The organism is Streptomyces sp. NBC_00654 (genome assembly GCF_026341775.1).
GTDB lineage: Bacteria > Actinomycetota > Actinomycetes > Streptomycetales > Streptomycetaceae > Streptomyces.
This window is the reverse complement of sequence record NZ_JAPEOB010000002.1, coordinates 2069973-2091583: the sequence shown is the minus strand read 5'-3', so window position 1 is coordinate 2091583 and position 21611 is coordinate 2069973. Positions and strand designations below refer to the sequence as shown.

At 71.9% G+C, this 21611-nt stretch carries 22 protein-coding genes and 1 riboswitch; of the genes, 11 read left to right on the top strand and 11 right to left on the bottom strand.

The features are described from left to right. The first annotated feature begins 12 nt into the window (after positions 1-12). From OHA98_RS29565 to OHA98_RS29555, 3 genes are all read left to right on the top strand, one after another. Complete coding sequence (locus OHA98_RS29565) at positions 13-1251, top strand: MacS family sensor histidine kinase (protein ID WP_266929948.1); 1239 nt, start codon at positions 13-15, stop codon at positions 1249-1251. Further along, positions 1248-1940 carry a response regulator transcription factor gene (locus OHA98_RS29560; RefSeq protein WP_266929946.1) on the top strand — a complete coding sequence of 231 codons (693 nt, stop codon included), beginning with the start codon at positions 1248-1250 and terminating at the stop codon, positions 1938-1940. The genes OHA98_RS29565 and OHA98_RS29560 overlap by 4 nt, the downstream gene beginning before the upstream one ends. A 67-nt stretch (positions 1941-2007) precedes the next feature. Further along, positions 2008-3012: a 2-hydroxyacid dehydrogenase gene (locus OHA98_RS29555; RefSeq protein WP_266929944.1), complete on the top strand. Its 1005-nt coding sequence runs from the start codon at positions 2008-2010 to the stop codon at positions 3010-3012. Between the two features lie 46 nt (positions 3013-3058). Here OHA98_RS29555 and OHA98_RS29550 read toward each other — a convergent pair whose 3' ends face one another. Both OHA98_RS29550 and OHA98_RS42995 read right to left on the bottom strand, forming a co-directional pair. Then, positions 3059-4945 carry an anthranilate synthase family protein gene (locus OHA98_RS29550; RefSeq protein WP_266929942.1) on the bottom strand — a complete coding sequence of 629 codons (1887 nt, stop codon included), beginning with the start codon at positions 4943-4945 and terminating at the stop codon, positions 3059-3061. Positions 4946-5040: 95 nt separating this feature from the next. Then, positions 5041-5109, bottom strand: coding sequence for a trp operon leader peptide (locus tag OHA98_RS42995; protein WP_351863589.1), 69 nt, complete (start codon positions 5107-5109; stop codon positions 5041-5043). A gap of 103 nt (positions 5110-5212) precedes the next feature. On the opposite strand from OHA98_RS42995, the gene OHA98_RS29545 reads away from it, so the two are divergent. Together OHA98_RS29545 and OHA98_RS29540 are read left to right on the top strand one after the other, a co-directional pair. Further along, positions 5213-6559: a class II 3-deoxy-7-phosphoheptulonate synthase gene (locus OHA98_RS29545; RefSeq protein WP_266930976.1), complete on the top strand. Its 1347-nt coding sequence runs from the start codon at positions 5213-5215 to the stop codon at positions 6557-6559. A gap of 162 nt (positions 6560-6721) precedes the next feature. After that, positions 6722-6988, top strand: coding sequence for a bacterioferritin-associated ferredoxin (locus tag OHA98_RS29540; protein ID WP_266929940.1), 267 nt, complete (start codon positions 6722-6724; stop codon positions 6986-6988). A gap of 29 nt (positions 6989-7017) precedes the next feature. Here the strand turns inward: OHA98_RS29540 and bfr are convergent, their stop codons facing one another. After that, complete coding sequence (bfr, locus tag OHA98_RS29535) at positions 7018-7497, bottom strand: bacterioferritin (RefSeq protein ID WP_266929938.1); 480 nt, start codon at positions 7495-7497, stop codon at positions 7018-7020. 154 nt (positions 7498-7651) lie between these two features. On the opposite strand from bfr, the gene OHA98_RS29530 reads away from it, so the two are divergent. Continuing rightward, positions 7652-8284 (top strand): sulfite oxidase-like oxidoreductase, encoded by a 633-nt coding sequence (locus OHA98_RS29530; protein ID WP_266929936.1) that lies wholly within the window; start codon positions 7652-7654, stop codon positions 8282-8284. Positions 8285-8376: 92 nt separating this feature from the next. On the opposite strand, the gene OHA98_RS29525 is transcribed toward OHA98_RS29530, so the two are convergent. The 5 genes from OHA98_RS29525 to thiO form a co-directional block, all read right to left on the bottom strand. Next, positions 8377-9240 carry a deoxyribonuclease IV gene (locus OHA98_RS29525; protein ID WP_266929934.1) on the bottom strand — a complete coding sequence of 288 codons (864 nt, stop codon included), beginning with the start codon at positions 9238-9240 and terminating at the stop codon, positions 8377-8379. A 3-nt stretch (positions 9241-9243) separates the two neighbouring features. Then, on the bottom strand, positions 9244-11166 hold the full coding sequence (gene pknB / locus OHA98_RS29520; protein ID WP_266929932.1) for a Stk1 family PASTA domain-containing Ser/Thr kinase: 1923 nt from the start codon (positions 11164-11166) through the stop codon (positions 9244-9246). 137 nt (positions 11167-11303) lie between these two features. Continuing rightward, positions 11304-12098 (bottom strand): thiazole synthase, encoded by a 795-nt coding sequence (locus OHA98_RS29515; protein ID WP_266929931.1) that lies wholly within the window; start codon positions 12096-12098, stop codon positions 11304-11306. Positions 12099-12100: 2 nt separating this feature from the next. Continuing rightward, entirely contained in the window at positions 12101-12289 is a 189-nt protein-coding gene (gene thiS, locus OHA98_RS42775) for a sulfur carrier protein ThiS (protein ID WP_323179673.1), read from the bottom strand. A gap of 134 nt (positions 12290-12423) precedes the next feature. Beyond that, positions 12424-13626 carry a glycine oxidase ThiO gene (gene thiO, locus OHA98_RS29505; RefSeq protein WP_266929927.1) on the bottom strand — a complete coding sequence of 401 codons (1203 nt, stop codon included), beginning with the start codon at positions 13624-13626 and terminating at the stop codon, positions 12424-12426. Next, a riboswitch (TPP riboswitch) is annotated at positions 13624-13736 on the bottom strand. It overlaps the preceding gene by 3 nt. 151 nt (positions 13737-13887) lie before the next feature. Here thiO and OHA98_RS29500 point away from each other — a divergent pair. The 5 genes from OHA98_RS29500 (at position 13888) to OHA98_RS29480 (ending at position 18350) form a co-directional block, all read left to right on the top strand. Then, on the top strand, positions 13888-15132 hold the full coding sequence (locus OHA98_RS29500) for an NAD(P)/FAD-dependent oxidoreductase (protein ID WP_266929926.1): 1245 nt from the start codon (positions 13888-13890) through the stop codon (positions 15130-15132). Between the two features lie 70 nt (positions 15133-15202). Next, on the top strand, positions 15203-15568 hold the full coding sequence (locus OHA98_RS29495; protein ID WP_266929924.1) for an Rv2175c family DNA-binding protein: 366 nt from the start codon (positions 15203-15205) through the stop codon (positions 15566-15568). A gap of 74 nt (positions 15569-15642) precedes the next feature. Beyond that, complete coding sequence (gene thiE / locus OHA98_RS29490) at positions 15643-16293, top strand: thiamine phosphate synthase (RefSeq protein ID WP_266929922.1); 651 nt, start codon at positions 15643-15645, stop codon at positions 16291-16293. A 156-nt stretch (positions 16294-16449) separates the two neighbouring features. Further along, complete coding sequence (metF, locus tag OHA98_RS29485; RefSeq protein ID WP_266929920.1) at positions 16450-17367, top strand: methylenetetrahydrofolate reductase [NAD(P)H]; 918 nt, start codon at positions 16450-16452, stop codon at positions 17365-17367. A 50-nt stretch (positions 17368-17417) separates the two neighbouring features. Beyond that, on the top strand, positions 17418-18350 hold the full coding sequence (locus OHA98_RS29480; protein ID WP_266929918.1) for a hypothetical protein: 933 nt from the start codon (positions 17418-17420) through the stop codon (positions 18348-18350). Positions 18351-18440: 90 nt separating this feature from the next. Here OHA98_RS29480 and OHA98_RS29475 read toward each other — a convergent pair whose 3' ends face one another. The 3 genes from OHA98_RS29475 to OHA98_RS29465 all read right to left on the bottom strand — a co-directional run bounded on the left by OHA98_RS29475 (position 18441) and on the right by OHA98_RS29465 (position 21582). Next, a complete protein-coding gene (locus tag OHA98_RS29475) occupies positions 18441-19958 on the bottom strand; it encodes an NAD(P)/FAD-dependent oxidoreductase (protein ID WP_266929916.1) in 1518 nt (505 codons plus the stop codon). Between the two features lie 31 nt (positions 19959-19989). After that, positions 19990-20607: a DUF4126 domain-containing protein gene (locus OHA98_RS29470; protein WP_266929914.1), complete on the bottom strand. Its 618-nt coding sequence runs from the start codon at positions 20605-20607 to the stop codon at positions 19990-19992. Between the two features lie 363 nt (positions 20608-20970). Next, complete coding sequence (locus OHA98_RS29465; protein ID WP_266929912.1) at positions 20971-21582, bottom strand: TetR/AcrR family transcriptional regulator; 612 nt, start codon at positions 21580-21582, stop codon at positions 20971-20973. Positions 21583-21611 lie beyond the last annotated feature (29 nt).

Here is a 21611-nt window from a genome sequence, read left to right as displayed (position 1 = left end):
GGGTGTGAAGTGATGGCCAGGCGCGAGCGTGTCGTACGGATGTCGGTCGAGCAGCCGCTGTGGCGTGCGCTGACCGCGTACCGCGTACTGACGATGATCTACGCGGTGCTGCTCTCGGTGTTCGGCCAAGACAAGTACGAACGGCCCTGGGTGGCCGTCGCCTTCCTGGTGGTCATGGTGCTGTGGACGCTGTTCACCCTGCCCAAGGTCGCGGGCGCGGTGAGCTGCACCAAGCGCTTCCTGGGCGTGGACCTCGTCGTCGCCCTCTCCGGGATCCTGCTCACCCCGCTCGCCGACTTCGACGCCCAGCACGTCGACGGCCCGACGCTCCCGTCGATCTGGACGGCCGGTTCCGTGCTGGCCTTCGCGATCAAGGGCGGCTGGCGCTGGGCGGCCTTCGCCTCCACCTTCGTCGCCGTCGCCAACATCATCGAGCGCGGCCATCCCAGCCGGGACACCTTCCACAACGTCCTGCTGGTCTGGGTCGCCTCCATCGCCATCGGGTACGTCGTCGAGGTCGCCCGCGCCAGTGAACGCACCCTGGCCCGCGCCCTGGAGATCGAGGCCGCCACCCGCGAGCGGGAGCGCCTGGCCCGTGACATCCACGACAGCGTGCTCCAGGTCCTCGCCATGGTGCAGCGCCGGGGTTCGGCCATCGGCGGCGAGGCCGCCGAACTCGGCCGGATGGCGGGGGAGCAGGAGATCGCCCTGCGCACGCTCGTCTCCAGCGGCCTGGTGCCCACCTCCCGGCTCTCCGAGGACGCCGCCGAGGGCGCCGTCGTCCGTACGGTCGAGGTCGACGACGACAGGGAGGCCGAGCGGTCCGGCCGGGCCGAGGCGTGCGATCTGCGTGCCCTGCTCGCCCCGCACGCGGGTTCCCGGACCAGCTTCGCCGAGCCGGGCGCTCCGGTGCTGCTGCCGCCTGGGGCCGCGCGGGAGCTCGCCGCCGCCGTCAGTGCCGCGCTGGACAATGTGCGGGTGCACGCGGGGCAGGACGCGCACGCCTGGATCCTGGTCGAGGACGAGCCGGACGAGGTGATCGTCACGGTCCGGGACGACGGACCCGGCATCCCGGAGGGGCGCCTGGCCCAGGCGGAGGGCGAGGGGCGGCTCGGGGTCGCCCTGTCCATCCGCGGCCGGCTGCGTGATCTCGGCGGCACGGCAGAGCTGATCTCCGTGCCGGGACAGGGCACCGAGGTCGAGTTGAAGGTTCCGAAGGTTTCCCGGGGGAAGGCAGAATCAGCCGGATGAGTACGCACAACGAGCGGGGCGGCGCGGAGCGGCCCATCAAGGTGATGGTGGTCGACGACCACCCGATGTGGCGCGACGCGGTGGCCCGCGATCTCGCGGAGTCCGGCTTCGAGGTCGTGGCGACCGCCGGGGACGGCCCGCAGGCCGTACGCCGCGCCAGGGCCGCGGATCCCGACGTCCTCGTCCTGGACCTGAACCTGCCCGGGATGCCGGGTGTCCAGGTCTGCAAGGAACTGGTCGGCTCCCACCCGGGGCTGCGTGTCCTGGTGCTCTCCGCGAGCGGTGAGCACGCCGATGTGCTGGAGGCGGTGAAGTCCGGCGCCACCGGCTATCTGCTGAAGTCCGCCTCCACCCAGGAGCTGACCGACGCCGTCCGCTCCACCGCCGCGGGCGACCCGGTCTTCACCCCCGGCCTCGCCGGGCTCGTCCTCGGCGAGTACCGCAGGCTGGCCTCCGACCCCGCCCCGGTCGCCTCCGACGAACCGAAGGCCCCGCGGCTCACCGAGCGCGAGACGGAGGTGCTGCGGCTGGTCGCCAAGGGACTCTCGTACAAGCAGATCGCCGAACGGCTGGTCATCTCGCACCGCACCGTGCAGAACCACGTCCAGAACACCCTCGGCAAGCTCCAGCTGCACAACAGGGTGGAGCTCGTGCGGTACGCCATTGAGCGCGGGCTCGACGACGCCTGACCCGGCGGGCCGTATATTCGCGATATCCGGCCCATCACCCTGGTATGCGTACAGAGCGGGAGAAGCAGTGGAAATCCTGGCGTTCGGCGTGCAGTCCGATGAGAAGCCCCTGATCGAGAAGGCGTTCGCCGGACAGCACGAGGTCCGCTGCCTGGACGTCTTCCTGAACCGGGACACCGCCCCCATCGCGGCGGGCTACGAGATCATCTCCACCAGCGTCAACGCCGACCTCGGCGGCAAGGTCCTCCAGACCCTCGCCGCGGGCGGCACCCAGATGATCGCCCAGCGCTCCACCGGCTTCAACAACATCGACCTGGACGTCGCCGAGCGTCTCGCCCTGCGCGTCGCCCGGGTCTCCTCCTACTCCCCGTACTCCGTCGCCGAATTCGCCTGGACGCTCGCCATGGCGGTCAACCGGCGCATCATCCGCGCCGCGAGCCGCACCCGGGACTTCGACTTCCGCCTCGACGGGCTGCTCGGCCGGGACATGCGGGGCCGCACCGTCGGCGTGGTCGGCACCGGGAAGATCGGCGAGGCGTTCACCCGGATCGCCCACGGCTTCGGCATGAAGCTGCTGGGCTGGGACGTCGCCGAGAACCCGGCCTGCACCGAACTCGGCATGCGGTACGTGGAGAAGGAGCAGCTGTTCGCCGAGGCCGACGTGATCAGCCTGCACGTACCGCTGCTCCCCTCCACCCACCACCTCATCGGCAAGGCCGCCCTGGCCGCGATGAAGGACGACGCGATCCTCATCAACTCCAGCAGGGGCGGCCTGATCGACACCACCGCCCTGGTCGGTGAGCTGCGCGCGGGCCGCTTCCTGGGTGTCGGACTGGACGTGTACGAGGCCGAGGCCGGGCTCTTCTTCCTGGACAAGTCCCTGGAGGGCGTCGACGACGACACCCTGGCCCGGCTGGTCACCTTCCCCAACGTCATCGTGACCTCGCACCAGGCGTACTACACCGAGGACGCGGTGGGCCAGATCATCGACGCCACCGTACGGAACGTCGCCGACTACCTGGCCCGCCGGAGCAGCGAGAACGTCCTCGTCCCGGCACCGCCGAAGAGCTGACGGACCCGCCGGCCGGACGGGACCGTCAGCCGTCCGGCCGCCGTTCTCAGCTGAGGACCGGCAGCCCCGCCAGCAGCTCGGACACGATCGCGGCCCCGCGGATCGTGAGCACCGACTCCGGGTGGAACTGCACCGAGGCGAAGCCCTCCCCGCGCAGCGCGTGCAGCTCGCCCGTGGCCTCGTCCCGGCTCACCTCGATGCCGTGCGCGGCCAGTTCGGCGGCGCTCGCCCCGTCGCAGCGCGCGGTGAAGCTGTTGTAGAAGCCGACCGTCTCCGGCCGGCCGAACAGCTCGATCCGGGTCTGCGCGCCCTGGTACGGCACGGCCTTGCGCACGACGTCCATCCCCAGCTCGGCCGCGATCAGCTCATGACCCAGGCAGACCCCCAGCAGCCCGTGCCGGTGATCGCGCACCAGCTCGGCCGCGAACCCGCGCAGCAGCCGCATCTTCGGGTCCGTGAGATCGCCCGGGTCGCCGGGACCGGGGCCCAGCACGACCGGCCCGCGGTGCGCCCGTACGTCCTCCCGAAGCCCCGGCTCGTCGTACCGGCGCACCGACACCTCCAGCCCCGCGGAGCGCAGCAGATGGGCCAGCATCGCGGTGAAGGTGTCCTCGCCGTCCACCACCAGCGCATGGCCGGCGCGCTCCCGCGTGCGCTCCTGCATCCGCAGCCAGAAGGGCGCGAGCCCGCCGCGCCGGTCGTCCAGCGCCGCCTGCACCCGCGGATCGGACGCCAGCCGTGGCCGGGCCGCCTCCTCCCGCGGCCGCCCCGGCCGTACCCCCAGCGCCGTCAGTACCCCGGCCGCCTTCGCATGCGTCTCGGCGACCTCGCTCTCCGGGTCCGAGTGGCGTACGAGCGTGGCGCCGACCGGCACCTTCAGCCGTCCGTCGGCCGAGATGTCCGCGGTCCTGATCAGGATCGGCGAGTCCAGGGTCTGTGTCCCGCCCGCGTCCCGGCGCAGCAGGGCCAGCGCGCCCGCGTAGTAGCCCCGGCCGCCGGGCTCGTACCGCTCGATGACGCGGCAGGCGTTCTGCACGGGCGAGCCCGTGACCGTCGCCGCGAACATGGTCTCCCGCAGCACCTCCCGGACGTCCAGGGAGGACTTGCCCCGCAGCTCGTACTCGGTGTGCGCGAGGTGGGCCATCTCCTTCAGCCGGGGGCCGACCACCACCCCGCCCATGTCGCCGACGGTGCACATCATCTTCAGTTCCTCGTCGACCACCATGGAGAGTTCCTCGGTCTCCTTGCGGTCGCCGAGGAAGGCCAGCAGGCTCTCGGGGGTGGGGCCCTCGGCCGGGTAGCGGTAGGTCCCGCTGATCGGGTTCATCACGACCGTCCCGCCGGACATCCGGACATGCACCTCGGGGCTGGCTCCGACCAGTGTCCGGTCCCCGGTGTGGACGACGAACGTCCAGTACGCCCCCCGCTCACCGGCCAGCAGCCGCCGGAACAGCGCCAGCGCGTCCGCCCGTCCGAATCCCGGGATCTCGCCCAGGAAGTTCCGCCGGATCACGAAGTTCGCGCCCTCGCCCTGCCCGATCTCGTCCTCGATGACCCGCCGGACGATCCCCGCGTACGCCTCGTCGGGAACGTCGAAGCCCCCGTTCTCGACCCGCACCTCATGGCGGGGCAGCTGGGCGAGGACCTCGTCCAGCGGCAGCTCGTACGTCTCGTCCGCGACCAGCACGGACAGCGGGGTCCCGTCGTCGCGGACATCGAAACCGCGCTCGGCGATCTGCCGGAACGGCACCAGGGCGAGCGAGGGCGCCTCGCCCACCGGCAGGTCGGCCAGCCGCTCCGCCTCCCGCACCCCGCCGATCAGCAGCTCGACGATGTCGTGGTCATGGCCGGGAGTGCGGCGGCGCAGCAGTGCGAACGGCGGGCAGTCGTCCTGGAGCAGTCGGCGGACGAGGTCGGTGACACGGTCGGACATGGGTCGTTCCTTCCGGATGGAGGTGGAGGAACGGCCCGGAACACAAAGAAGGCCGCCCTCGGGCGGCCTTCGCGAAGTCTGTTACGCGCGTCGAGTCAGCGGGCCGCCGGATGAGCGGTCCACCACCAGTTCTGGATGGAGATACGGGTCTGCTGCGCGAACATGCCCCGAACCCTAGCGGACGTCCGGGGCGCCGGAGCAGGTGTCTCAATTATTGAGCGTTCGAATGGACGCACTCCGCGACCCCGTAATGTTGTCCGTGTGACCGTGAACGCCAATACCTCCGTCGCCGGTGGCCACACCTGGCGAGACCTTCCCGCGGCGCAGCAGCCCGAGTACCCCGACTCCGAGGCGCTGCGCGATGTACTCGCGGACCTCGCGTCGTATCCGCCGCTCGTCTTCGCCGGCGAGTGCGACCAACTGCGCGCCCGCCTGGGAGCCGTCGCCAAGGGCGAGGCGTTCCTGCTGCAGGGCGGCGACTGCGCCGAGGCCTTCGACGCCGTGTCCGCCGAGCACATCCGGGCCAAGCTGAAGACGCTGCTCCAGATGAGCGCCGTCCTGACCTACGCGGCCTCCGTGCCCGTGGTGAAGGTGGGCCGGATCGCGGGCCAGTACTCCAAGCCGCGCTCCAAGCCGACCGAGACCCGCGACGGGGTGACGCTGCCGACCTACCGGGGCGACTCCGTCAACGGCTTCGCCTTCACCGAGAAGGCCCGGATCCCGGACCCGGAACGGCTGAAGCAGATGTACCACGCATCCGCTTCCACGTTGAACCTGGTCCGCGCCTTCACCACCGGCGGTTACGCCGACCTGCGCCAGGTGCACGCCTGGAACCAGGACTTCGTGAGGTCCTCGCCCTCCGGCCAGCGCTACGAGGCCCTGGCCCGAGAGATCGACAACGCGCTGAACTTCATGAAGGCGTGCGGCACGGATCCGGCGGAGTTCAAGGCGGTCGAGTTCTACTCCTCGCACGAGGGGCTGCTGCTGGACTACGAGTCGGCCCTCACCCGTACCGACTCGCGCACCGGCGAGCTGTACGACACCTCCGGCCACATGGTCTGGATCGGTGAGCGCACCCGCCAGATGGACGGCGCGCACATCGAGTTCGCCTCGAAGATCCGCAACCCCATCGGGGTCAAGCTCGGCCCGACGACCACCGTCGACGAGGCCCTCGGCTACATCGACCGGCTGGACCCCGACCGGGAGCCCGGCCGGCTGACCTTCATCGTCCGGATGGGCGCCGACAAGGTCCGCGACAAGCTCCCCCAGCTCGTCGAGAAGGTCACCGCCTCCGGCGCCACCGTGGTGTGGGTGACCGACCCGATGCACGGCAACACCTTCGAGGCCGCCTCCGGCCACAAGACGCGCCGTTTCGACGACGTGCTGGACGAGGTCAAGGGCTTCTTCGAGGTGCACAAGGGCCTGGGCACGCACCCGGGCGGCATCCATGTCGAGCTGACCGGTGACGATGTCACCGAGTGCGTCGGCGGCGGCCACGAGATCTTCGTGGACGACCTGCACCAGCGGTACGAGACGGCCTGCGACCCGCGCCTGAACCGCAGCCAGTCCCTCGACCTGGCCTTCCTCGTCGCCGAGATGTACCGCGACCAGTAGGAATACCGCGCAGTCCTACCGGTGGGGCACGGATCGATGTGATCCGTGCCCCACCGGGCGTTCCGGGGCTTTTACGCACCTTGAGCGACGGGTAAGGTTAGGTTAGCCTCACCGAATAGATCGGGACGGCGCCAGCGACCGATCCCCCGGGAGGTGAACCGCATGTACGTCTGCTCGTGTTTCGGCGTTACGGAACAGCAGGTCAAGCAGCATGCGGACGCCGGGGCCTGCACGCCCCGCCAGATAGCCTCCGCCTGCAAGGCCGGCACCGACTGCGGCGGCTGCGTCCGCAGGATCCAGGCTCTCCTCGGGCGCGGCGAATGCCCGCGCCGGGAGCTGCTGGAACAGCGCCGGGATCCGGCCGCCGGTCCGGTCGCCGCACCGGTGGCCATGGCGCTGCCGGACGTCCGGCTCTCCGACGCCGCCTGAGCCCCTCCCGCAGTGGCCCCTCCCGCGGGTCAGCTGTCCGGCTGCTCGATGAGCTGCGCGATGTAGAGCGGCTCCCCGAGCTTCTCGATGAGTTCCAGCTGGGTGTCGAGGTAGTCGATGTGGTGCTCCTCGTCCTCCAGGATGTCCTCGAAGATCCGCGCCGAGGTGATGTCGCCCTTGCCGCGCATGACCTCGATGCCGCGCTTGAGGCGGTCGATCGCCTCCACCTCGACCTGCCGGTCCGCCTGGAACATCTCGGTGACCGTCTGTCCCACCCGCACATGGAACAACCGCTGATAGTTGGGCAGCGCGTCCAGGAACAGAATGCGTTCCGTGAGCCGGTCCGCGTGCTTCATCTCGTCCATGGACTCCGCCCGCGTGTACTTCGCAAGCTTTGTCCAGCCGTTGTTTTCCTGGATTCGGTAGTGCAACCAGTACTGGTTGATGGCAGTCAGCTCGCCCGTGAGCTGTTCGTTGAGATACTCGATGACTTCCGGGTCGCCCTGCATCGCAGAGGCTCCTTCCAACCGGTGAACTGGGCAAGTTGGCCGCATCCTTGCACCACACCTTCCGGCCGTCCAGTAAGTGCATGCTTAGTATGAGTTGCCCGAATCGCCTCTGCCCTGGTCATGACCACCCCTGCCTGTCTGTCACCATGGAGCCATGGGTCAGCCGGAAAGCCGGGAATACCGCGAATCAGAGCAGTCCGAGCTTCCGCCGGGTCAGCGGCTGCAGCGCGGCTGGCCGGTAACCCATTACGGGCCTGTTCCCAAGTTCAAACCCGACCGCTGGGAATTCCGGGTCTTCGGGGCCACGGCGGACGGTGACAAACACTGCTGGAATCACCAGGATTTCTCGGCGCTGCCGTTCTCCTCGGTCGTCGCCGACCTGCACTGCGTGACGAAATTCAGCATGCTCGGCGCCGAATGGGGCGGGGTGCTCGCCAGGAACGTCGTCGAACTCGCGCCGCCCGCGCCCGACGTCACCCATGTGATGGTCTGGGCGGAGTACGGCTTCTCCTCGAATCTGCGGCTCGCCGACTTCGTCTCGGACCGCACACTGTTCGCCACCCACAAGGACGGCGAACTCCTCACCGCCGAGCACGGCTTCCCGCTGCGCCTGGTCGTTCCCCATCTGTACGCCTGGAAGGGCCCGAAGTGGGTCCGGGGCATCGAGTACATGACGGCCGACCGGCGCGGCTTCTGGGAGGAGCGCGGCTACCACAACATCGGTGACCCCTGGAGCGAGCAGCGCTACTCCTACCAGGAGGAGCCCGGGGACGGCCCCGAACTCTGAGCCGTTCGGCGCGGGTACTCCCCGTCAGCGGTGGTACCGGTGCGCCACGGCGTGTCCTGGCGTGCCGCGGGGAGACCCCTGCGGGGTATTCCTCAAGCGGTCGCCGAAGCCCGCAGCTCCTTCAGCCGAGCCACGTCCGCGATATGTCCCGCCGTGCCGCCGGGCGTCTCGATGATCAGCGGTACGCCTTCGGTCGCCGGGTGCGAGAACAGCTCCCGGAACGGCTCCGCGCCGATGTGACCCGCGCCGATGTTCTCGTGCCGGTCCTTGTGCGCGCCCACGACGTCCTTGGAGTCATTGGCGTGGATCAGTTTCAGCCGGCCCTCCCCGACCGTGTCCACCAGCAGGTCGAGGGTCTGCCGCATGCCCGCCGGGCCGGTCAGATCGTGACCCGCGGCGTAGATGTGACAGGTGTCGAGGCAGACGCCCAGCTTGGGGTGGGAGTCCAGCGCCTCGAAGTACGGGCCGAAGTCCCAGGTCCGCGAGCAGAGCGAGAACCCCTGGCCGGCGGTCGACTCCAGCAGCAGATCCGGATCGTCGTCGTGCGTCAGCTCGTCCAGCAGCGGCCGCATATGCGTACGCACCTGCGCCAGGGCCTGGGCACGGGGCCGTCCCCCGGTCGCCGATCCGGTGTGCACCACGACTCCCCGCGCGCCGATCTCCCTGGCCCGGCGCAGCGAGTGGCGCAGTGACTCCACCGACTTCTCGACGGTGGCCTCGGTGTGCGAGCCGAAGTTGATCAGATACGGGGCGTGGACGTACGCGGGGATCGACGCGGCCGCGCACTCGGAGCGGAACACGTCGTCCTGCGCCGGATTCCCGGTGGGCGTCGCCCATCCGCGCGGATTGGCGACGAAGACCTGCACGGTCTCCGCGGCCAGCTCGCGCGCGTAGCCGAGACCGACCTTGGCGAGGCCTCCGGCCACCGGAACGTGGCCGCCCACCGGATTGCGCATGTTCTAGAGTCCCTTGGTCCTGATGGTGATCGTGGAGCCCTCGGCGGCCTGTTCGCCGCCGTCCACGGACTGGCTCGCGACGGTGTCGCTGAAGGAGAGGAACGGCCGGTCGACCTCGACCTCGAACCCCGCGTCTTCCAGTGTGCTCCTCGCCTCGTCGACGTCCTTGCCGGTGACGTCGGGGACGTCCAGCATCCGCGGCCCCTTGGAGACCGTGAGCTGGACCGTGTCGCCCTCCGCCGCCTCCGCGCCCTCGCCCGGCGTCTGGTGGGCGATGTCTCCCGCGACCTCGGGGGAGTTGACCCGGTCGGGCAGCACCTCGGCCTTGAGGCCCTCCTCGTCCAGCGCGGCGGTGGCGTCCACGACCGAGAGCCCCGTGACATCCGGCACGTCGACCGGGCTTCCCTTGCTGACGACCAGCGCGACGGCCGAGTCGGGGTGGCGCTCCGTGCCGGCCTCGGGGTCCGTACGGATCACATCGCCCCGGACCACGTCCTCGCTGAACTCCCTGGTCACCATCCCGGGAACCAGGCCCGCCTTCTTCAGCTCACGCCGGGCGTCGCCGAGCGAGAGGCCCTCGGCGTCGGGGACCTCCACGATCTCCGGGCCGCGCGAGACGACCAGCCCGACCGAGCCGTTGCCCCGGATCCGCTCGCCGGACGCGGGGTCGCTGCTGATCACCGCGCCGCGGTCGACCGTGTCGCTGTACGCCCGGTCGACGCCCGCCAGGTCGAGACCGGCGTCCGAGAGCCGCTGCTCGGCCGTCTTCTGGGTCTGGCCCAGCAGGGAGGGGACCCGGGTGAACTGCCCGGAGTTGATGTACCAGACACCCGTGCCGATCCCCAGCACCAGCACCAGAGCGGTGAGGGCCGCGTACAGCCGACGGCGCGGGCCCCCGAACGGTCCGCGCCGCCGGGTCCGGGCCGGCTCCGGCGGACCGGCCGGTGGCATCTCCAGCCGGCTCGTGTGGTGGGCGGTGCCCTGGTCCACGGGCAGGACCCGCGGGATCACGCTCGTACGGTCCTCACCGCCGTCGTGGTCCGTGGTCAGCGCCTGCGGCGGTACCGCGTCCAGCTCCTCGTCGGTGAGCCCGGCACGGGCCTCCCGGGCCTCGGCGAGCAGCACCACCGCGTCGTGCGGGCGGATCCCGGCGTTCCGGGCGGTGGCGCTCGCCACCAGGCTGTCCAGCGCGACCGGAAGGCCGGGAACCACGGCCGAGGGGGCCGGGACGTCCTCGTTGAGGTGCTGGTAGATGACCTGGGCCGCGGTATCGCCGGTGTGCGGTTTGCCGCCGGTCAGCATCTCGTACAGCACGACCCCGCAGGCGTACACATCGGCGCGGGTGTCCGCCGTACCGTGCTCGATCTGCTCGGGGGCGAGGTAGGACACGGTCCCCAGGAGCGAGCCGGTGCTGTCGGTGACGGTGCCCACGGCGCGTACGAGACCGAAGTCGGCGACCTTCACCCGGCCGTCGTCCCCGATCAGGACGTTCTCCGGCTTCATGTCGCGGTGGACGAAGCCCGCCCGGTGCGCCGCGCCGAGCGCGGCCAGGACCGGTTCCAGGATGTCCAGCGCGGCGCGGGGCTGGAGGGCACCGCGCTCGCGCAGGACGTCGCGCAGGGTGCACCCCGCGACGTACTCCATCGCGAGATAGACGTACGCCCCCTGTGCCCCCTGGTCGAAGACCGCGACGACATTGGGGTGCGCGAGCCGGGCCACCGACTTCGCCTCGCGGATGAAGCGCTCGACGAAGGAGACGTCGGTCGCGAGCGCCGGGTGCATCACCTTGAGGGCGAGCACCCGGTCGAGGCGGGTGTCCACGGCCCGGTAGACCGTGGCCATGCCGCCGACGGCGATGCGCGCCTCGACGCGATACCGGCCGTCGAGCAGCTGCCCGACGAGAGGGTCCTGGAGGGTCGTATCCACCTGATGAGTCTACGAGTCACCACGGACGGGCCGGACGGGCCGGGGCGGTCCCGGGGCCGTACTGCAGCCGATCCGTGACAGGGACACGCACACGGTGAAGGGGCTGGGCGCGCGCCCGGACCACGCGCCACGAGGCGTCAGAACGCCGGGCGCTCCGGGTCCAGCACCGCCCGCCCCGCCACGGGCGACGAGGCCTCGGCGAAGTGGCGGCGCGGGATACGGCCCGCCCGGTGGGCCAGCCGTCCGCCGTCCACCGCGTGCCGCATCGCCGCCGCCATCAGCTCGGGCTCCTGCGCCCGGGTCACGGCGGAGGCCAGCATCACCGCCGCGCACCCCAGCTCCATCGCCTGTGCGGCGTCCGAGGCGGTCCCGGCCCCGGCGTCCAGGATCACCGGCACCCCGGCCCGTTCGACGATCAGCTGGAAGTTGTGCGGATTGCGGATACCGAGGCCGGAGCCGATGGGGGAGCCGAGCGGCATGACCGCCGCGCACCCCACGTCCTCCAGCTTCCGGGCCAGCACGGGGTCGTCGTTGGTGTACGGCAGGACCGTGAACCCGTCGTCGACCAGGGTCTCGGCCGCGTCCAGCAGCTCGATCGGGTCGGGCAGCAGCGTCCGTTCGTCGGCCACCACCTCCAGCTTGACCCAGTCGGTGCCGAGCGCCTCCCGGGCCAGCCGGGCGGTCAGTACGGCCTCGCCCGCGGTGAAGCAGCCCGCTGTGTTCGGCAGGACCCTGATCGCGAGCCGCTCCAGGACGGAGAGCACCGAGCCCTGGACGGTCGGGTCGAGACGGCGCATCGCGACGGTGGTCAGCTCGGTGCCGGAGGCGGCCAGGGAGCGTTCGAGCACGTCGAGGCTCGGGGCCCCGCCGGTGCCCATGATCAGCCGGGAGGTGAAGGGAGTGCCACCGAGGGTGAAGAGATCGTCGGACACGGTCAGCCCCCCTGCACGGCGGTCAGGACCTCGACCCGGTCGCCGTCGCCGAGCGTGGTGGCGGACCACCGGCCGCGGGGGACGACGCTCTCGTTGACGGCGGCGGCCACTCCGGAGTGCGCTGAGGTCAGCGTCGCGACGAGGGCGTCCAGCGCGGTGCCCGCGGGCAGGGCGCGTTCCTCGCCGTTCACGGAGACCGAGACGGACGCCGCGCCGGGGACCGGACGGGCAGCAGGGGCCGGAACGGGGGACGGGGCCGTGAAGGGCACGGCGGCGGGGGTGGGTACGGGGGCGGGCGCGGAGGCGCGGGCCGGGTCGGGCCGGGTCATGCGGGCTGCTCCTGGGGCACGGGGGCGGCGGCGGGTACGGGGGCGGCGGCGGGCGCGAAACGGCCCGGCGCGAAGGGGCGGGCCACCTCGGGCAGCTCGCCGGAGATCAGCACCTCCGCCATCGCGTCACCCGTGACGGGGGTCAGCAGCACCCCGTTGCGGTGGTGGCCGGTGGCGAGGAGGAGACCGGGCAGGGCGGTGGGGCCGAGCAGCGGGGCGTTGTCGGGGGAGGCGGGGCGCAGGCCCGCCCGGGTCTCGGTGAGGGGCAGTTCGGTGATGCCGGGCACCAGCTCGTGCGCGTCGCGCAGCAGCTCGTACACCCCGCCGGCCGTGACGGTGGTGTCCCAGCCCAGCTCCTCGCTGGTGGCTCCGACGACCAGCTCACCGTTCTCGCGCGGGACGAGATAGAGGTGGCTGCCGCGGACCACGGCGCGCACGGTCCGGCTCAGGAAGGGGGCGTACGCGGGCGGCACGGTCAGCCGCAGCACCTGGCCCTTGACCGGGCGTACCGGCGGTACGACCTCGTCCGGCAGCCCGGCGAGCCGCCCGCTGAGACTGCCCGCGGCGAGCACCACCTGGTCGGCGGCGAGCTCCGTGCCGTCGGCGAGCACGGCACCGGCGGCCCGGCCGCCCGAGACCGTGAGCCGCTCGGCCCGGTCCCGGCGAAGGACCACCCCGGCCCGCTCGCAGGCGGTCAGGAGCGCGGCGGCCAGCCGACGGGGGTCCACCTGATGGTCGCCGTCGACCCGCAGTCCGCCGCGCACCCCGGGCGCCAGCATCGGCTCCAGCCGACGGCACTCCCGGCCGCTGAGCCACTCGGACTCCAGCCCCGAACGCTGTTGCAGGGCGTGCAGTTCGCGCAGATGGGCGCGGTCGTCGGAGTCCAGCGCGACGGCGAGCGTGCCGCAGGCGCGAAAACCGATGTCCTGTCCGCTCGCCGCGGTCAGCTCCTCGGCGAACGCCGGATAGCGGGCCGCGGAGGCGACATTGAGACCGAGCAGCAACTGCTCGCCGTAGTGGAGTTCGGTGACGGCGGCCAGCATTCCGGCCGCGACCCGCGCGGCCCCGCCACCGGGGCCGGGGTCGGCGACCGTGGTCCGCAGCCCGCGCTGCGCCGCCCGCCAGGCGGTCACCAGACCGATGATTCCGCCCCCGATGACGAGGACGTCGGATCCGCTTCCGTCATGAGAAGAACGCATGGGCGTCCAGCCCCTCCCTTCGCCGGCATGACCCGGATCAGGTTCGTACGGTCGGAGGCCGTCCAGCCTCCCTCTCAGCCCGGTACGCCCGGACTCCCGCGAGTGTTTTCCGTCTGCCACCCTAAACCCCGTCGCCCGGGGAGGCGCTCCCTCCGGCCGGGCGAAGCGGGGCACGGGGGAAGGGGTACCGGGAGGGCGGCGGGACGAGCGCGGTGGGGGAACCCGCTTCCTGACGGTGCGTCAGGTGTTTATGGTGGACAGGTGAGCGAGCAGACGGAACAGCAGGCAGCACGGCAGCGGACGCGCCGCGTCGTGATCGTCGGAGCGGGCATGGCGGGCGTACAGACCGCCGTGGCCCTGCGTGAACGGGGCTTCACCGGACCGGTGACCCTGATCGGCGCCGAACCGCACCAGCCCTACGACCGGCCACCGCTGTCCAAGGCGGTCCTGCTCGGCAAGGCGGAGGACTCCGCGTTCGACATCGACTTCGAGGCGCTGGACATCACCCTGCGCCTGGGCGTGGACGTGAGCGCCCTGCGCTCCGGCGCACATGAACTGGACACACCGGACGGTCCCGTTCCGTACGACGTCCTGGTCATCGCCACCGGCGCCGAACCCGTACTGCTGCCCGGATCCGAGGGGGTGCCCGGGGTCCATCTGCTGCGCACCCTCGACGACGCCGCCCGGCTGCGCCCCGTTCTGGAACGGCGGCGCGACGTGGTGGTCGTGGGGGCGGGCTGGATCGGCGCCGAGTTCGCCACCGCGGCCCGCGCCGCGGGCTGCGCGGTCACCGTCGTCGAGGCCGCCGAACGCCCGCTCGCCGGTGCCCTGCCCGCGGAGGTCGCCGCTCCGATGGCCGACTGGTACGCCGAGAGCGGAGCCGAACTCCTGACCGGCGCCCGGGTCGCCCGCGTCGAGGAGGGCACCGTGGTCCTCGCGGACGGCCGGGTGCTCCCGGCCGGTGCGGTGGTCGTCGGGATCGGCGCCCGGCCCGCCACCGGCTGGCTGACCGGCTCCGGCATCGCGCTCGGCCCGGACGGCTCCGTCACCGCCGACAGCGCGCTGCGCACCTCGCTGCCCGATGTGTACGCGGTCGGTGACTGCGCCTCCTTCCCCTCCGCCCGCTACGGCGAACGCCTGCTGGTCCACCACTGGGACAACGCCCTCCAGGGCCCCCGGACCGTCGCCGCGGACATCGCCGCCCTCGACGGGGACGGGCGGCCCGGGGCGTACGACCCCGTGCCGTACTTCTGGTCCGAGCAGTTCGGCCGCTTCGTGCAGTACGCGGGCCACCACGCGCGGGCCGACACCCTGCTGTGGCGCGGCGACCCCGCCGACCCCGCCTGGTCGGTGTGCTGGCTGCGCGGCGGCGCGCTGACCGCCGTCCTGGCCGTCGGCCGGCCGCGCGATCTGGCGCAGGGGCGCAAGCTCATCGAGTCGGGGGCGCCCATCGACCCGGCACGGGCCGCGGACCCCTCCGTACCGCTGAAGTCGACGGCCCTGTGACGGCACGGGCCCACCCCCGTACGGTCGGCCCGGCTTCCGACTGTCGGTCCCAGATGGCACGCTTGTCCTCGTGACCGAGATTGACGCAAAGATCGATGCTCTAGTCCCTGCCTGGCTCCACCTTCCCGACATCGCGGAAATGCTCGATATCGAGGTGACGCGGGTGCGGCAGCTGGTCAAGGAAGGCCAGCTCATCGCCGTACGCCGTGGTGAGAACCGGACGCTCCAGGTGCCTGCCGCCTTCATCGACGGCGACAAGGTGGTCAAGGGCCTCTCGGGGACCCTGACGCTCCTGAGGGACGACGGCTACTCCGACGAAGAGATGCTGGACTGGCTCTTCACTCCCGACCCGACCCTGCCCGGCACCCCCGCGCAGGCCCTGAGCGAGAATCGCGGGACGGAGGTGAAGCGCCGCGCCCAGGCGCTCGCCGTCTGACCGAGACAACCGCACGCGGCGTACGGGCCGTGCCGCACGGCCCGTACACCGCGGTAACCCCGGGGGATTCCGCCATGCCCACGCCTCGCGAGCTGCTGTCCGACGCCCGGCTGTACCTCTGCACGGACGCCCGCAGGCGACAGGGTGACCTTCCCGCGTTCCTCGACGCCGTGCTCTCCGGCGGCGTCGACATCGTCCAACTGCGGGAAAAGGGCATGGAGGCGGCCGAGGAGCTGGAACACCTCGAAGTGTTCGCCGACGCCTGCCGGCGCCACGGCAGACTCCTCGCCGTGAACGACCGCGCCGATGTCGCCCACGCCATCGGCGCGGATGTGCTGCACCTGGGCCAGGGTGACCTGCCGGTGCCGGCCGCCCGCGCGATCATCGGCCGGGACGTGGTGATCGGCCGCTCCACGCACGCCGAATCCGAGGTCGACGCGGCCGTCGCCGCGCCGGGCGTGGACTACTTCTGCACCGGCCCCTGCTGGCCCACCCCGACCAAGCCCGGCCGGTACGCCCCCGGGCTCGGCCTCGTCCGCTACGCCGCCTCGCTCCGGCAGCCGCGTCCCTGGTTCGCCATCGGCGGCATCGACGCGGGCAATCTGGACGAGGTGCTGGAGGCGGGCGCCCGCCGGGTCGTCGTCGTCCGGGCGATCACCGAGGCGGACGATCCCGCCGGGGCCGCCGCCGCGCTCGCGCGGCGCGTCAGGGCGCACGCGGTCTGAGGGCCGAGGGTGGTCATGGGGGCGCTTCCGGGCGGCTTCGCGCCGTCCGGGTGCCCCTGGGCGGCGGTGTCCGAAGGGTGGACAACAATCAGGCCAATCCAGACAAAAAGTGAGGGCCTGGTTGGGGGACCGCCCCGCCCTGGTTAACCTCCCAGTATGGCCCTTGGCACACCTTCCACCAGGACAGACCGTGCGCGCACCGTGCGGGACCTGCTCGCGACCGGCAAAACCTCGTATTCCTTCGAATTCTGGGCGCCCAAGACCGAGAAGGGCGAGCGGAACCTCTGGAATGCGCTGCGGCGGGTCGAGGCGGTGCGCCCGAGCTTCGTGTCGGTGACGTACGGCGCCGGAGGCTCCACGCGTGCCGGGACGGTCAAGGCGACCCAGCAGATCGCCGCCGACTCCACGCTCACCCCGGTCGCCCACCTCACCGCGGTCAACCACTCCGTCGCGGAACTGCGCAACATGATCGGGCAGTACGCCGACGCGGGGATCCGGAACATCCTCGCGGTGCGGGGCGACCCGCCCGGCGACCCGATGGGCGAGTGGATCGAGCACCCGCAGGGCGTGCGGTACGCCGCCGACCTCGTCCGGCTCATCAAGGAGTCCGGCGACTTCTGTGTGGGCGTCGCCGCATTTCCCGAAATGCACCCGCGGTCGACCGACTGGGAGACCGACATCGGGTATTTCGTGGACAAGTGCCGCGCCGGTGCCGATTATGCGATCACTCAGATGTTCTTCAATCCGGATGACTATCTCCGTATGCGTGACCGCGTGGTTGCGGCGGGTTGCGGAACCCCCGTCATTCCCGAGGTCATGCCGCTCACCAGCGTGAAACAGCTCGAAAGGTTTGCGCAGCTCAGCAACGCGACCCTCCCCGCGTCGTTGAAAGAGCGCATCCTCGCCGTCAAGGACGAGCCGGCCGCTGTACGCTCCATTGGCATCGAGTTCGCAACGGAGTTCTGCGCGAAGCTGCAGTCCGAAGGTGTGCCCGGACTTCACTTCATCACGCTCAACAACTCGACGGCAACGCTCGAAATCTACGAGAATCTCGGACTGCACAAGCAGTCGTGACCGGCCGTACCCGCCACCAACCGGGGCGGTGGCCGTAGGAGGGGGCGGGCGTGGGCTGGACGGTCCTCTACATCGCATTCGGCTTTGTGGCGTTGTGGCTGCTGGGCGAGGTGCTGCTGCAGTACAAGGCACGGCTGCGCTGGAGGCTCCTCGCCTTCGGCGGGTTCCTCGGCGTGGTGATCGGCGTGCTGATTCCCTCCGTGCTGGTCATCGTCGTCGGGGCGATCGCCTTCGCCACCGGCCAGACCTATGTGACGCTCTCCTTCCGGCGGGGCTTCTCGACCGGCTGGGCCATCGGGGGCAGCCCGGGTGAGAGCCGGCGCCGACGGGGCGGCAGCGGGCGGGCGGCCACCAAGGAGCCCACCCTGGAGGTCTCGGACCTGGAGTTCGAGCAGTCGCTCCAGGAGACCGCCGCGGCACCGGTCGCATCGGTCTACGAGCCGCAGCCGATGCCCGACGACACCGGGCAGTACGGCGTCTACACCCGCGACACGCAGTCCGCCGGAGCCAACGGCCCCGGCGGCGACCCCGGATTCGGCGGCGCCCCCGCTTTCGGCGGCGACCCCGCTTTCGGCTCCGGCCGCCCGGAGCAGCCCGGGACCGGAGCGCAGCCGCAGTACGGCGACTACGGCAGCCCGGCCCAGGACACCTACGCGGGGCAGTACGACTACGGCACGGGCCGGCAGAGCTACGCGGCCTACTCCGACCCGTACATCGGCACCGGCACCGGCACCACCGACGGACCGGCGCCCTACGCCCCGTACGACAGCTACGGCAACGGCTTCGACGGCTACGGGGGCCAGCAGCAGTTCGCCGACCCGTACGCCCAGCAGTACGGCGCGGACACCCCGCCCGGGGGCGTCTGGGTCCCGCAGCAGCGTGACACCGAGCAGTACCCGCCGATGCCCCAGGAGCAGCCGGTGCAGCCCGCCCCGTACGGCAACGGCTACGACACCGGCCAGAACGAGCAGCACCGCTACTGAGCGCCCGTACCGCGGCTGAGCGCTCGTAACGCCGCTGAGCAGGGGGACAGCCCGCGAAGGGCTGTCCCCGGACCCCACCCGTCCCCGCGCTCAGCGCGAGCCGCGGAAGTCGTCGCCCTCCACGATGAGTCCGGCGACCAGCGTTCCCGACATCCCGGCGTGCGCGAGGCCGCCGCCCGGGTGTGACCAGCCGCCCGCCAGATACAGGCCCGGCAGCCGGGTGAGGTTCGCCGGATGCAGATACGCGCCGCCCGCCCCGGCCAGCGCGGGCGCGGGCACCGCACCGCCCTCGGCGCCCGTCTCGGCGGCGGTCTCGGCCGGGGTCCGCACCTCGGTGTGCAGGATCCGCTCCCGCAGCCCGGGAACGGCCGCGGCGGCCAGCGAGACCAGCGTGCCGGCGTACCGATCGCGCAGCTCCGCGTCCGTCCAGTCGACCGGCCCCTGCGGGGCCACCGTGGCGGTCAGCGTCACCGCCTCATGGGCCTCGTCCGGGCGGGTCGAGGGATCGTCGGGCCGCAGCACCGTCACCGTGGGGATCTCGGCGACCCCGCCCCCGAACACCGCGGCCGACTCCGCGGCCCCGTCCGCCGGATGCACCACCGTACGGTGCACGGCACCGGCCTCCCGGGCGCCGCGCAGGGACAGCAGCACCACGAACCGGCCGGGCGCGTCACCCGTACCCGGGCGCGGCCGCAGCGCCATGTCCCCGTCCGTCCACGGCTCCTGACCCGGCACCAGGCCGGGGCGCGGCTGGACGCCGAGCACCACCCGGTCGGCCTCCACCGCCTGACCGCCCGCCAGTTCCACACCCGCGGCCCGGCCGTCCTTCTCGACGATCCGGACCACCTCGGCGCCGAAGACGAACTCCACCCGGCGGGCCAGGCACCGCTCGTACACCGCACGGGCGAGCTCCCGCATCCCTCCGGCGACGTACCAGCTGCCGAAGGTCTCCTCCATGTACGGCAGGAGCGCGGCGGCGGCCGGGGCGCGGCGCGGATCGAGGCCGTACGCCAGGGCGTACCCGTCGAGCAGGGCGGCCAGCCGGGGGTCCGCCAGCTCCCAGGCGCCGATCTCCGAGACCGTTCCCGCCTGCCGGGCGCCGCGCAGCAGCCGGCGCTGCCGGACCGCGGGGTAGGGATCGCTGCCGAGCGCCTGCCGGCCGGTGGTCAGCGGCTCCTCCAGCAACGGCCGCCGCGACCGGTCCCAGGCGTCCCGCGCCCGGTCCAGGAAACCGCTCCACCGGGCGCCCGAGCCCGCCCCGAGCGCTCCGTCCAGCGCGGCGGCCACCTGGGACCGGGAGGCGTTGGGCAGGGAGACCGCGGTGCCGTCCGCGAAGAGATGGCGGCTCGCCGGGTCGACCTGGCACAGCGTGACGCTCTGCTCCAGGGACTCCTTGCCGGTCTTCACGAACAGGTCCCGCTGGACCGCGGGAAGATGCAGCAGCCCCGGTCCCGTATCGAAGACGAAGCCGTCGTGGGCGTACCGGCCCACCGATCCGCCGTACGTCGCCGACCGCTCGTACACCGTCACCCGGTTGCCTGCCACGGCGAGCCGGGCGGCGGCCGCCATCGCGCCCGTCCCGGCGCCGATCACCGCAATTCGTGCCATGCGGGTGACTTTATCGACCGCCGACGGCACCTCACCCGGGAGGCCGGTGCCCGCCCGTTCCGGCCAGGTGTCCCTCCTCGCGCCGCTGGGCCCTGCGCCGCAGGAACCGGCGGATGCGCGAGGCCAGGAAGACCAGTGTCACCAGCCCGAGCACCAGCAGCGTCGCGGCGATGACGGCGGCCGCCAGCGGATGGAATATCGCGAAGGTGATGATCCCCGCGACTCCCAGGTCCTCGGCCGTGCTCACCCCGATATTGCTGAACGGCTCGGGGGAGGTGTTGACCGCCATTCTGGTGCCGGCCTTCACCAGATGGCTCAGCAGCGCCGTGGAACCGCCGAGGGCCCCGGCCGCCAGCTCCGGCAGCGAACCGCTCTCGCCGGCCAGCAGCGCCGCCACGACCGCGCCGGACAGCGGCCGGATCACGGTGTGCGCCGTGTCCCAGACCGAGTCCACGTACGGGATCCTGTCGGCCACCGCCTCGCACAGGAACAGCACGGCGGCCACGACGAGGACATCGGTGCGCTGCAGCGACGCGGGCACCTCGTCGCTCACCCCGGTCGCGCCGAAGACGCCGAGCAGCAGGACCACCGCGTAGGCGTTGATCCCGCTCGCCCAGCCACTTGTGAACACCAGAGGGAGTACGGACACGGACGCGATCGTAACCAGCGCGGGCCCGGCCGGGGTGGGCCCGGGTGCGCAGCCCTGAGTACCCGTACCTAGGGAGCGAGATGAGTAGGTGTGCGGATAGGCCCCCACCTGCGCAGACGGCAGAGTGGTGGCCACGGAAGGGGCGCGGCGCCAGGACCGCCGACACGGGGCGGCGGAACGGCGCGGCACCCCTGACGGCACGGGGGCGCGCGACGGAGGGCCCGGGGGACCACGGGGGACACGGGGTCACGGGGGAAAGGTTCTCCGGCAGCACGGAAGACGCCGGTCCGGTGGAGTTCGAGGGGGATCGAACGCCACCGGGCCGGCGTCCTCGCGTGCGGGACCGGTCCGCGGCGCTCCGGATCAGTGCCCGCTGACCCGCCCGTGCAGCAGCAGGGACAGCGCCGAGTGCACCTCGTCGATCGACCGTTCCGGCTGGAACGCCTGCCAGTCGAGGGCCGCGACCAGCACCATTCCGACGAGCGCGGCCGCCGTCAGCGGAATGTCGATCTCCTCGCTCAGTTCACCGTTCTTCACGGCCTCCCGCAGCACGTCCTCGACCACGGCCACGGCCTCCTGCCGCACCACCAGGAGCGTCGCCTGCCAGGCCCGGTTGGTGCGCCAGAGCTCGGCGACGTACAGCTGGGTGAAGGCCGGATAGCGGTCGATGAAGGCCAGCCCGGCCCGGATCATCGCGTCCAGCGCCTCGACGCGGGTGCCGCCCCGCTCCTCGGTCTCCTCGGCGGCCGCCCGGAGGGAGGCCGTGAGCAGTCCGACGCCGTGCCGCAGCAGTTCCTCGAAGAGTTCGGTCTTGCTCTTGAAGTTGTAGTAGACCGTGCCCTTGGCGACCCCGGCACGCTCCGCGATCTCGTCCACCGTGGTCGCGGAGAAGCCCTTCTCCGCGATGAGAGTCACCGCCGCCTCGTAGAGCTTCTGCCGGGTGGCCTGGCGGCGCGTGGTGCTACTGCTTTCCATACGGTCGATTCTCACAGGTTCCGGGACGC